This is a genomic window from Glycomyces tritici (assembly GCF_030403505.1).
In genome coordinates, this window is sequence record NZ_JAUEMJ010000001.1 from 647,925 (window position 1) to 660,178 (window position 12,254).

Below are 12,254 nucleotides of genomic sequence, written 5' to 3' on the forward strand. Positions count from 1 at the left end.
TCCCGGGCACATCACAGGCGCCACTTGCGAAGCGGGTAGTCTGTGGTCCGCCGGTGGTGGACACCTCGGGCAAGGCCCTGACATCGCGATTGGCGGGGCGCGGAGTGGAGATCGGACTGGAGCAAAAGTGGGCGATTTCGAGATCATCGATCTGTTCGCCGGCCCCGGCGGGCTGGACATGGCCGCTCACAGCTTGGGGATCCCCGCCACAGGCATCGAGCTCGACAGGGAAGCTTGCGAGACGCGAAACGCGTTCGCCGAGTCTCAGCGTGACCGAGGGCCGTCCATGACGACCGTGCACGGCAACGTCCGCAACGCCGACCCGAGGGATTTCGGCTCGGCGAACGTACTCGCGGCGGGACCCCCCTGCCAGACCTTCAGCGTCGCCGGGACCGGCACCGGCCGCCGGAACCTTGATCAGGTGTACTCCTACATCGACCGGATGGCGGCTGGCGAGGACGTCACGGGAGAGCTCGCCGATCTCGACGACCCTCGAACCGGATTGGTGTTGGAGCCGCTGAAATGGGTGCTGGCCCGTGAGAATGAAAATCCGTTCCAGGTTGTCGTCTTGGAGCAGGTGCCCGCAGTGCTCCCGGTATGGCAGAAAATGGCGGATGTACTCGGAAAGTTGGGTTTCGAGGCCGATGCTCACATACTCAATGCCGAGGAGTACGGCGTTCCCCAGACCCGACGACGCGCGATCCTCATCGCCCGAAAGGGAACCGCCGTCGAATTCCCTGCCCATACGCATCAGCGATACCGCAAGGACCACGAATCGGTACCTGTCGAAGACCACCCCAAGGGTCTGCACCCCTGGAACTCCATGGGCAGCGTGCTGCGACACCGCGGCGAATTCACGGTCGTGTCCAACTACGGCACGGGAGGCGACCCGAAAAACCGCGGCCTTCGACGCCATCTGGACCCCGCCTTCACCGTCACCGGCAAGATCGGCCGGAACAGGCTCGTCGGGCCCGATGGTAAGGACCAGGAACGACTCACCACTTCCGAGGCAGGATCGCTCCAGACTTTTCCGCGTCACTATCCGTGGCGAGGTAAGAACGTCCAGCAACAGGTCGGCAACGCCATCCCGCCTTTGCTTGCCGCGCATGTCCTCATTGCGGCCCTCGGACTTCCGAAGAAGAACGTGGGGTCCATCCTCGAGTACGACGGCTTCTTAGTTCTAACTCCCATTGCATTCACAACTCCGCGGTCATCGCTCCTCGGGCCCGCCTTTCATAATGTGGAGCGGAATCGCCGACGGTCTCGCGCTACGGGCCGCACCCAGTCATACCGGTGAGATGAGAAACAGGCCCTACAGAGTTGCGCACCCCTCCCATGAGTGACTCTCCCTCGGTGGTCCCGATCGGCTTCGCCAAACTCGATGATAATCAAATTTGACATCTTCATTTACGTCAAATAGGCTCTGTCCCAACGCCTTCCTGGGGCGATCACCTCTACATCGGGAGGCGGGTGCCAATGAGCGCAGGGGACGCATTCGGCTCGTGGCTGCGGCGACAACTAGAGCGATCCGAGATGTCGCAGGCCGAGCTCGCGGAGCGACTGAATCTCACCCGGGCCGCAGTGTCCGCTTGGGTGAACGGACGTGCAGTACCCCGCAACGAAACGAAACAGGCGATTGCCGAGGTTTTCGGCGTCGAACTCTCGGCCGTCCACGACTTCGCCACGGATGTGGCGGTGAGCCTTCCGCTGGGCTGGTATCACCGTCGCGCGCACATCGACGGCGGCCGGGAGTACGGCAATGCCGCCGCGTTCGCATTCGACGCCGACCTTGCAGCGCTTGCGCGGGAGGCGACGCAGAACTCACTCGACGAACAAGCCGACCGCGCACAGCCGGTCCGGGTTCGCTTCACCCTGAACGAGATTTCAGGAGGAACACTCCAAGCGTTCTTGGCCGCGATCCAGTGGCAAGAGCTGAAAAGGCACTTTGACTCAGCGGCGTCCGCCCCACAGAAGGTCTCGCGGAGCCTCCATGCGGCGCTCGAAGAGCTTCGGGACACCGGCACGTTGCTCCTGCTTCGGATCGACGACTACAACGCCGCCGGTCTGACCGGACCGGATTACGGCGACGGAAGATTCGCCGCAGTGGTCCGCCGGCAACTGGACAGCCACAAGGCGGGCGATCGGGCGGGAGGCTCGTACGGGCTGGGCAAGGCGACATTGTGGGCGACCAGCCGGTTCGGTCTAGTACTGATGAATTCGACACTGTCCGAGCCGCACGAAGGACGAACGCGACATCGCACCGTGGGACGGCTGGATCTTCCTTGGCATGAGGTGGACGGCGATTCCTACGCGGGTCCGGCATGGTTCGGAGAGCCCGACGCGGCCGCCGAGCACAAAGGCGTCTCCCGTTCGTGGTGGGCCGATGAGGAGATGTTGCGCGAACTGCACTTGGAAAGAACCGGTGACGAGCCCGGAACTTCGTTCCTCGTCGTCGGCGCCCATGATGCATCGGGAGACGCGGAGTCGCTGCAGGAGATGCATGAGAAACTCGTCCATTCCCTCGCCAACGACTTCTGGGCAGCGATGGTCGGGGGCAACAGAGCAGGGCCGCTATTGGAGGCACATGTCGCCACCCTGCAGAACGGGCAGACCTTCATTCCTGAAGAACGCGTCGACCCATACGCCCGGCATCCGGGGCTGTCCCGAGCGCTGAAGGCATACCTGGACGATACGACCGTCTCCAGGCTGACCGAGGCGGAGCAGGTGGCGGCCGTCCAGGTGCCGCTTACTGTCACGCCGCGCAAGGGAACAGGGAGGGGACGGGACAAGGGATGCGAGCACCAGGCCGTCCTTCTGCTCACGGCGGCGGCGAACGACTCGGAACACCCCAACCGAGTGGTGCTCATGCGCGGCAGCCGGATGAGGATTACCGAGCACCGACCGCGTGAACTTCCTCTCGGTGCGATGCCTTTCCAGGGGGTGCTGCTGGCAGGATACGCCACGGAACGCGATGAGGTGGATGTGAAGTTGGCAGAGGAATTTCTTCGTGCCTCTGAACCGCCGGAGCATGATCGCTGGGACCGAACAGAAGAGCTCACCTCGCTCTATGAGCGAGGTGCGCTGACACGTCTTCGCGAGTTCCGCGGCGAGATCGACAAGGCCGTACGGGCCCTGGTGGCCCGCCGCGAGTCGGTTCGCAAGAATGGTCCGGAGTCGCTCCGAGACCTGTTGAAATTCGAGGGCAGCGAGGGTACGGCTGCCCGTAGACCGCAGGGATTCCCGACCGTGCACGGCATCAACGCCGGGGTACTCGACAGCGGCGCCTGGAAAGTGACCGTCACCGTGAAAGTCCCCGAGTCGCAGGATCCTTGGCAGATCACGCCGATCGCAAAGTTCGACGTTCGGTCGGGCGGGAGGCCGACCGTGGATTGGGCCATGCTCTCGGCGACGGAGAACTGCCAGATCGTCTCCGGCGACTTGCTCATCCCTCCCGGGACGCGCTCGGCATCGTTCACGGGTGTAACGAATCCCGACACCCATCCCGTGCGCAGCAGATTCGCACGCCTCGTCGTGGACCTCGTGAAAACGCGTGGAGGCACCGCATGAAGTCCGCGTACCCGTATCCGACTCTGTTCGGCGACATCACCGTTGATGTGGCATCGGTCACGGTCGACGGCGCCGGCCTGCCGTATTCGTGCATATCTCGGACCGAGCAGACAGTGGCCCTTCACTTGGCAGGTCGCGAACGTTGGAGTCAGGCGACCCTCCAGCTCGATGCAAGCCTCCCCGAGCAAGAACTCGCCGAAGGACCCTGGTCAGAAGTCACATGCGTCGCAGTCCTTTCGGAGAAGGGTACGAATGCACGTACGACGACTCGGTTGACGCACTCGGTCGATGGACGCCGAAGCGGCTCGATCGAACTGCCGAAGTCCTTCTTTCGCAACCGTGCCACGTTGACGCTGATGACTGTCGGCACAGTCGACGGAACCTCCGGACGCATACTCGGGACTGCCGACCGCCCCTGGTACGTCGATCTCATGGCCGCCGTCCCGACTCGGGAGCGGGAAATCAACATCAATGAGGTCGACTTCCGCAGCGGTGAATTGGAGTGGCTCCGCCCCTATGCCGACTCCCCCTGGATTGTGGAGACCTCTGGAGAGGAGCCAGCCGTCCACCTCAATACGGGTGCCATCGAAGGTCTCATGGACATCCTGCACGGCAAGGGGGGACCGATCGCCGAGCGGACGCTGCGCGAAACTACGGCGAGCCAAATCGCCCAGGACACTTGGATCGCCTTGTTCCATGCCGCGGCGAGCGGACTGGAGGCGGATGAGGACGGTACTCCCGTCATGCCCGATGGATGGCGTGAGTCGGTGTTGCGCATGATGCTTCCGGACGTTCTTCCGGGCCGCAGCCTGGGTGACGCACTACGTGAGATCGAGCGCCGTCGCCAGGGCATCGGATGGGCCGAGCTGCAGACGAACATCCAGTACGCCGCCGGCAAACGAAGCCGAATCGCCAGGAGACTGACCGATGCGGTGCGGTCGGTCAATCGCATGGAAAAGGAGGGCGCCCGATGATTCTCAGAACCCGCCAGGACCTTCCTGAGACCCTCGGACTGCTCCCGGGCGCCGTGGCGTCCAAACACCTCACTCACGGCGTCCAGGCGGGACGAGAACGTCCCTCTCCCGTCGCGCTTCGTAAAGCCGCCGAAGCCTTCCCTGTCAACGAGGCACGATGGAGCGTCGCCCCCGTCCTCGATCTACTCGATGAGGCCATGGATCGGTTCGTCGACGACCGCGTCGGGGCGGACGGCTGGCTCGCGCCACGGCTGCACGCCACGATTCGCATGGCACCATCCGAGGCGGCGGACAGTCGATTGTGGAACTATCTCGCGCTGCTCGTTGCCCCCGATTACGTGGTGTGGCGCCATAGCGACGGCGAAACCGCGGCGGCGGGACGTTTCACCGGGCCTCATTACACCCAGGCATTCTCCCGCCTGTGGTGGGCGGCTGAACTCTTCCGGAATGGCCCAGACTACCGACCGGTGGAGGTCGCATGCCGTGTCCAGGATGTTCTGAACACCACCATGCGACTCGACGTCATCGACCACCGCCCCACGGCTCAGGCCATCCTGCGGATCGTCGCCCGGCTGCTCGGCGACGGATCGACGAGGCCCGGAGACCAGATCAACGCACTCTCATCGGCGGTCAACACGGCAGGTAGCACCCTCGCCTACGACGTGTTGGCTCCCGACGAGTCGAAGGACTACGACGAACTCCTGGAATGGATCCATGAGGCAGGAGAAGTACCCGCTGTACCGCTGAACCGCCTACCGGACGGTCCCGAAGACGGCCATGTGCCTCCGAAGTCGGTCGACATCCTTCATCAACTTTTCGAGGAACTGCTGGCCGAGGCGCCGATCCGGAGCCGATCGAAACAGCCGAGCTCAGGGGCTTGAGGGCGCTCGCAGGGACGACTCACGGAGCACAGATGCGACCTCGAACGGCATGTCCATGGGCGAGGGGTGTCGGATCCGAGCCGGTTTCCCTCCCCCCGAGTCGAATAGGATCGAAGAGTGAACGTTGAGCGGCCATCACGCGCCTTCAGCGAGGGCGTGCGTAAAAGTATGCAGTCGAATAAATCGCGCGATACCAAGCCGGAGCTCGCCTTGCGCAGAGCAGTCCACGCCTTGGGATTTCGATATCGTGTCGCGCGGCGGCCGCTTCCGCAGATCCGCCGCACCGCGGACATGGTCTTCACCCGAGAGAAGATCGCCGTCTTCCTCGACGGTTGCTTCTGGCATGGGTGTCCAGAGCATCACACCAAGGCCAAGACCAACGCCGAATACTGGGCTGAAAAAGTCAGACGAAATCGAGAGCGAGACAGTGAAACCGATGCCCTTCTGGCAAAGGCAGGTTGGATCGCACTCCGAGTTTGGGAGCATGAAGACCCGCTCCAGGCGGCCATCCGGGTAGCGGACGCGATCAGGTCGTGCCGAAGCACCATTGCCGATCAGAGTCCCCGAGCGGATGATGCCACCCTGTAGCGACGTTGACGGACCTGCTTGGCGGATGCCGCATCGGCGGCTTCGTGAGAAGCAGGCTGCGGTCAGTTGACGGGGGTTCCCGGTACTGGCATATTGACGCTACGCGCCAGTAGGCGTTGTATCTGCTGCTGGGGAGGCGCGGGCGATGGACAGTGACGTCATCGTTGTCGGGGCGGGGTTGGCCGGGCTGGTCGCTGCCGCGGAGCTGGTCAGGCTCGGGAAGAGTGTGACCGTGCTCGAGCAGGAGGGCGAGCAGTCCCTTGGGGGGCAGGCGTTCTGGTCATTCGGCGGCCTGTTCCTGGTGGACTCGCCCGAGCAGCGCCGGATGGGGATCAAGGACTCCCGCGAGCTCGCATGGCAGGACTGGGTCGGGACGGCCGGGTTCGACCGGCCTGAGGACGAGTGGCCCAAGCGCTGGGCCGAGGCGTACGTGGACTTCGCGGCCGGGGAGAAGCGGTCGTGGCTCCATGCCATGGGCGTGCGGTTCTTCCCGGTGGTCGGCTGGGCCGAGCGCGGGGGTTACACGGCGCAGGGGCACGGGAACTCGGTGCCGCGCTTCCACATCACGTGGGGCACCGGCCCGGGGGTCGTGGAGCCGTTCGCGCGCCGGGTGCGGCAGGCCGAGGTCGACGGGAAGGTGCAGCTCAAGTTCCGGCACCGGGTCGACCGGCTCACGGTGACCGACGGGGTCGTCACCGGGGTCTCCGGGACGCTCTTGTCCCCCGACGAGTCGGCTCGCGGAGTCGCGACGACGCGGGAGCCGCTGGGCGAGTTCGAGCTCAATGCGGCAGCCGTCGTCGTCACTTCCGGCGGGATCGGCGGGAACTTCGACCTCGTGCGAAAGCACTGGCCGAAGCGGATGGGGGCGGCGCCGAAGCGGCTCATCTCCGGGGTGCCCGCGCATGTGGACGGCCGGATGCTCGGGATCGCCGAGGAGGCCGGGGCGAACCTCATCAACCGCGACCGGATGTGGCACTACACCGAGGGCATCGAGAACTGGGATCCGATCTGGCCGCACCACGGGATCCGGATCCTGCCCGGGCCCTCGTCGCTGTGGCTCGACGCCACCGGGAAGCGGCTGCCCGCGCCGCTGTTCCCCGGTTTCGACACGCTCGGGACGCTCGAGCACATCATGACCACGGGCCACGAGTACACGTGGTTCGTGCTCACCCAGAAGATCCTGGAGAAGGAGTTCGCGCTCTCCGGCTCCGAGCAGAATCCGGACTTGACGGGCAAGGACGTCAAGCTGCTGCTCAAGCGGGTGCTGCCGGGCGCGCCGGGTCCGGTGGAGGCGTTCAAGAAGCACGGCTCGGACTTCGCGGTCGCGGCCACGCTGCCGGAGCTGGTCGCCAAGATGAACGGCATCACCGGCGAGGGCCTGCTGGACTACGAGACGGTGCGGGCGGCGGTCACGGCGCGGGACGCCGAGATGGATAACACGTTCACGAAGGACCTGCAGGTCACCGCCTTGCGGGGGGCCCGGAACTATCGGGGGGACAAGCTCATCCGGGTCGCGTCCCCGCACCGGCTGCTCGACCCGAAGGCCGGGCCGCTGATCGGGGTGCGGCTGAACCTCTTGACGCGCAAGACCTTGGGCGGCTTGCAGACCGATCTGGACGGGCGGGTGCTGCGGGCGGACGGTTCGCCGTTGCCGGGCCTGTACGCAGCGGGTGAGGCGGCCGGGTTCGGCGGCGGCGGGATGCACGGGTACCGGTCATTGGAGGGCACCTTCCTGGGCGGGTGCCTGTTCTCGGGGAGGCAGGCCGCGCGTGGCGTCGCCGGATCGTGACATTGTGTGCCGGTTCGTCACCGGCATGCCGGTTCTGGTGTGGCAGTGAAGGTCTAAGGTGGTCGCTAAGCGGCCTTTCTCACCCGCGAAACCGAGCACTCCTCGCCTACCGGGCGTGGTCCGCTAACATCCAAGGTTCTGCGGGCGCCGGCCTTACCGCTCCTCAGCGGCGCTCGCCGAAGTCGATCGCAGGCCGCACGCCGCGGGTCGGCACCTCACAAACTCGTGGATGGTTGAGCATGAGCGACTTTCAGCACCCTGCCCCGCGCCACCAGGCCGGTCCCCCCGCAGGCCCGCCGATGCGTCCCCCTGCAGGACCACCGATCGGCCCCCAATCGCGACCGCCGGTAGGTCCCGCCTCGGGGCCGCCGATGGGTCCCCCCGCGGGGCCGCCGATGGGTCCGCCGCCCGGGCCGCCCATGCGTCCGCCGGCGGGCCAGTCCGCCGGCTCTCCGGTCGGTCCGCCCGTCGGCCCGCCGTCCGTCGCCGGCGGCGGCGGCGGCAACATGGGCCGCGCGTCCGTGGTCAGTGCCGCCAAGCCCAAGGCCGTCACCGGTCCGGCGAAGCGGGGCCGCAAGAAGAAGCGCATGTCCAAGCGACGGCGCCGCGTCTACGCGGCGCTCATCATGGCCTGCCTGATGGTGCTCGGCTCGATCACCGTGGCCGGGGCGTGGTTCTTCAACGACGTCCCCACCCCCGAGGACCTCAAGTTCGGCGAGTCCACCACGTTCACCCTGGCGGGCAGCGACACCCCGATCGCCGGCTACGGCGAGTTCACGCGCAAGCTCGTCGACGACTACAGCCAGCTCCCGGACGAGGTCACGTGGTCGCTGCTGGCCCTGGAGGACAAGGACTACTTCGAGCACGAGGGCGTCGACTACAAGGGCACCTTGCGCGCCCTGGTCAACAACCTCAAGGGCGGCGACACGCAGGGCGCCTCGACCATCAGCCAGCAGTACGCGGGCATGGTCTCCGACATTCGCGGCGACATCTCCTATAGCCGCAAGGCCAATGAGGCCGTCATGGCCATGAAGCTCGAGCAGGAGCACTCCAAGGAGGAGATCCTGCTCCACTACCTGAACCTCAACTTCTACGGCCGCGGCGCCTACGGCATCGAGGCCGCCGCCGAGGTCTGGTTCAACAAGAAGGTCGAGGACCTCACCTGGGGTGAGGGCATGATGCTGGTCATGCAGGTCAAGGCCGGTGACGGCTCGTTCGACCCGCGCATCGCCGAGGAGGGGAGCACCGCCCCGGCCGACCGCTGGACGCACGGCATGAACACGCTGCTCACCATGGGCGACAAGCTCAATGACGACGAGCAGATGGCCGAGATCCAGGCGCAGCTCGAGGCCGGCATGCCCGCGACCCTCGAAGCCCTCCAGAACCCCGGCACGTGGGGCCACGACACTCCCACCGGCTTCATCACCAACCCGACCGACGGCTACATCTGGGCCGAGCTGGAGAGCCGCTACGGGCTGACCCAGGCGGACTTCTACGGGAAGAAGGCGGAGACCGGCGGCTACACCGTCGAGCTGACCTTGGACCCCGACATCCAGGCCGAGGCCCAGTCGACCGCCAGTCGCGGCGACCTCAAGCGGCAGAAGAACGAGGAAGGCGAGTTCGTCGACGACAACGACGTCGTGGTCGAGGAGCGGGCCGCCGCGGCCGAGTACGTGAACGAGGACGACTACTTCGAGTTCGAGAACAACAACGACGAGGCGGCGCTGAAGGACTACAACGCGTCGATGGCCAGCGCGGTCGTCGCGGTCGAGCCGGGCACCGGCCGGGTCCTGGGCTACTACGGCGGTGAGAACGGCCTGGGCATCGACAAGGCCGGCCTGGAGAACCCGCACCCGCCGTCGTCCACGTTCAAGATGATCACGGCGGCGACGGCGATCAAGAACAACGCCTCGGTCGACTCGTGGTGGAACGCCGAGTCGCCGCGCGAGTTCGATTCGCTGGAGGACTTCGAGGACAACACGATCGCGAACTCGGGGTCGAACACGAACGGCGCCGACCACATGACCCTCACCGAGGCGGTGCGGCAGTCCAAGAACACCCCGATGTACGCGATCGCCGAGAAGTGGGGCGCGAACGCGATCCTGCAGACGGCGATCGACATGGGCGTGCGGCAGCTGACGCAGACCTTGGACGGCAAGGAGGTCACGTACCGGTTCTACCGCGCCGAGGACGGGACCATCACCTTCTCGCGCCACGGCATCATCGAGAAGGAGGACGGCTCGTTCGTCACCGACGACAACGGGAACATCGACATCGACGCGTCGCTGGACGGGTACGAGTCTGATGGCGTCACGCCGGTCCGGACCGAGCTGAATCTGGAGGCGATGAACGACCCGTTCTTCTACCACATCAGTTTCGGGCAGTACCCGACCTCGGTGGCGTACATGGCGAGCGTGTACGCGACGATCGCGGCCGACGGGGTGTACAACGAGATGCACTACGTGGAGGCCGTGTACGACCGCGACGGCAACCCGGTCCCGGAGAAGCGGAGCCTGGAGTCCTATGCGGCGCTCGACACGAGCATCGCGCGGAACCTGCAGGAGGTGGGTTCGACGATCACCGGTGAGGGCGAGGAGATCGACGGCGACCGCCCCCTGACCGGCAAGACCGGTACCTGGCAGGCCGGCGACCAGTACGGGGACGGCGCGAACGCGCACACCTGGTACGTGGGCGCGATCCCGCAGTTGAGCATCGCCGCCTGGGTGGGCAACGCGACCGCCGAGTCGGCGCCGCTGCTGAACAAGAGCGGCGGCTACGACGGCACCTTCGGTTCCAAGCTCAGCTATCCGGTCTGGATCAAGTTCATGAACGGCGCGATCGAGTCCGAGGGGTATGAGACGAAGGCCTGGTCGGAGGCCTCGCATGTGGGCAGTCCGATCGTGGACGACATCTTGAACGCGGAGGGCAAGATCGACGCCAGCAGCCCGTACTGCGCGCTGAACGCGGGCGATTCGAAGTGCGTGCAGGCGGCGCCGCCGCCGGGCGAGACCTGCGATCCGATGTCGGAGTACCTCGGTCTGTGCGAGCCGGGCGACACCAACGGCGGCGGCAACGGCGGTAACAACGGCGGAGGCGGTGGTGGCAACGGGGGCGGTCGCGGCGACGACGACTGATCCCTGAAGCGTGCGGGGCCCGGCGGGAATCACTTCCCGCCGGGCCCTTTCTCGTTGCGGCGCAGGGCGAGGCCTGCGGTGAGGCTCAGGCGAAGGCGTGGCCTTCGCCGCGGTAGGTCGGGACCTCGGCGACGACCTCGCCGCCTCGGACGAGGTGGATGGTGTTGACGCGTTCGGCGAGCTCGCCGGCTTTGGCGTGGCGCATCCACACCCGGTCGCCGATGGCGAGGCCGTCGGCCGCGCGGCCTTTGAGGGGGGTCTGGACTTCGCCGGCGCCTTCGGTCTTGGAGAAGCGCATGCCGGCCGGGAAGGTCGGTTTCGGGAGGCGGTCGGGGCCGGGCACGCCGGAGGCGACCCAGCCGCCGCCGAGGGCGGTGACGATGCCGGGGCGGGGGCGCCGGACCACCGGGAGGGCGAAGAACGCGGCGGGGAGGGGGCGGATCGACCGGTAGCCGTCGAAGAGCGCGGGCGAGTAGAGGCCCGAGCCGGCGGCGATCTCGGTGACCGAGGGGTCGGCGGCGGTGGAGACGACCGAGCCGGTGCCGCCGCCGTTGACGAATTCGAGGTCGGCGACGCTGCGCACGGCGGCGACGGCCTCGGCGCGGCGTTCGGCGAGTTCGACGCGGGAGACGTGCTGCATGAGCCGCACCAGCGGGTATTTCAGGGCGGCGGCGGAGTAGGCGTCCTGGACGCCGGCGATCTGGCCTTCGTAGCCCATGATGCCGACGAGGTCGACGCCTGGGCGCTTGTCGATCTCGTGGGCCATGTCGAGGGCGTGCTCGGGGGTGCGGACCGGGGAGCGGTGGGCGCCGATGTGGATGCGGCCGCCGAGCAGTTCGAGCGAGACGTCGAGTTCGAGGCAGAGCCGCAGGGGCCGGGAGGGGTTCGGTTCGACGTGGCGGCGGAGGAAGTCGAGGTGCTCGACCGAGTCGACCATGAGCGTGATGCGGCGGGCGAGCTCGTCGTCGGCGGCGAGGGCGCGCAGTGCGTCGGTGTCGGCGGTCGGATAGGCGACGACGATGTCCTCGAATTCCTGTGCGAGCCAGATCGCTTCGGGGAGGGTGAAGCCGAGGATGCCTCTGAATCCGGGCTGGGCAAGCGCGCGGCGCATGAGGGCGCGGCAGCGCAGGGACTTGCTGGCGAGGCGCAGGGGCTTGCCGATGGCGTTGCGGCGCAGGATGGCCGCGTTGGTGTCGAAGGCGTTGAGGTCGACGACCGCGAACGGCGGCTGGAGCCCGGCGGTGGCGCGGCCGAGTTCGGCGAACCGGTGTTCGAGCGCGGCGGGGGCATCGACCCCGGTAACTCGCTGGTAGCCCATCCG

At 66.6% G+C, this 12,254-nt stretch carries 8 protein-coding genes; 7 read left to right on the plus strand and 1 reads right to left on the minus strand.

Features of this window, described 5'->3' with window-relative positions; genetic code table 11:
- Positions 1-127: 127 nt before the first annotated feature.
- The 7 genes from QWI33_RS02990 (at position 128) to QWI33_RS03020 (ending at position 10,933) form a co-directional block, all read left to right on the plus strand.
- Entirely contained in the window at positions 128-1,297 is a 1,170-nt protein-coding gene (locus tag QWI33_RS02990; RefSeq protein WP_289954731.1) for a DNA cytosine methyltransferase, read from the plus strand.
- A gap of 179 nt (positions 1,298-1,476) precedes the next feature.
- Positions 1,477-3,567, plus strand: coding sequence for a helix-turn-helix transcriptional regulator (locus QWI33_RS02995; protein WP_289954733.1), 2,091 nt, complete (start codon positions 1,477-1,479; stop codon positions 3,565-3,567).
- Positions 3,564-4,541 (plus strand): hypothetical protein, encoded by a 978-nt coding sequence (locus QWI33_RS03000; protein WP_289954734.1) that lies wholly within the window; start codon positions 3,564-3,566, stop codon positions 4,539-4,541. The genes QWI33_RS02995 and QWI33_RS03000 overlap by 4 nt, the downstream gene beginning before the upstream one ends.
- Positions 4,538-5,422, plus strand: a complete 885-nt coding sequence (locus QWI33_RS03005; protein WP_289954736.1) for a DUF6339 family protein — start codon at positions 4,538-4,540, stop codon at positions 5,420-5,422. Before QWI33_RS03000 ends, QWI33_RS03005 begins: the two co-directional genes overlap by 4 nt.
- Positions 5,423-5,539: 117 nt before the next feature.
- Entirely contained in the window at positions 5,540-6,010 is a 471-nt protein-coding gene (locus QWI33_RS03010) for a very short patch repair endonuclease (protein ID WP_289954739.1), read from the plus strand.
- 145 nt (positions 6,011-6,155) lie between these two features.
- Positions 6,156-7,799: an FAD-binding dehydrogenase gene (locus QWI33_RS03015; RefSeq protein WP_289954740.1), complete on the plus strand. Its 1,644-nt coding sequence runs from the start codon at positions 6,156-6,158 to the stop codon at positions 7,797-7,799.
- 506 nt (positions 7,800-8,305) lie between these two features.
- Positions 8,306-10,933, plus strand: coding sequence for a transglycosylase domain-containing protein (locus QWI33_RS03020; RefSeq protein WP_289954742.1), 2,628 nt, complete (start codon positions 8,306-8,308; stop codon positions 10,931-10,933).
- 85 nt (positions 10,934-11,018) lie between these two features.
- On the opposite strand, the gene QWI33_RS03025 is transcribed toward QWI33_RS03020, so the two are convergent.
- Positions 11,019-12,251, minus strand: coding sequence for an amino acid deaminase/aldolase (locus QWI33_RS03025; protein ID WP_289954744.1), 1,233 nt, complete (start codon positions 12,249-12,251; stop codon positions 11,019-11,021).
- Between the last annotated feature and the right edge of the window lie 3 nt (positions 12,252-12,254).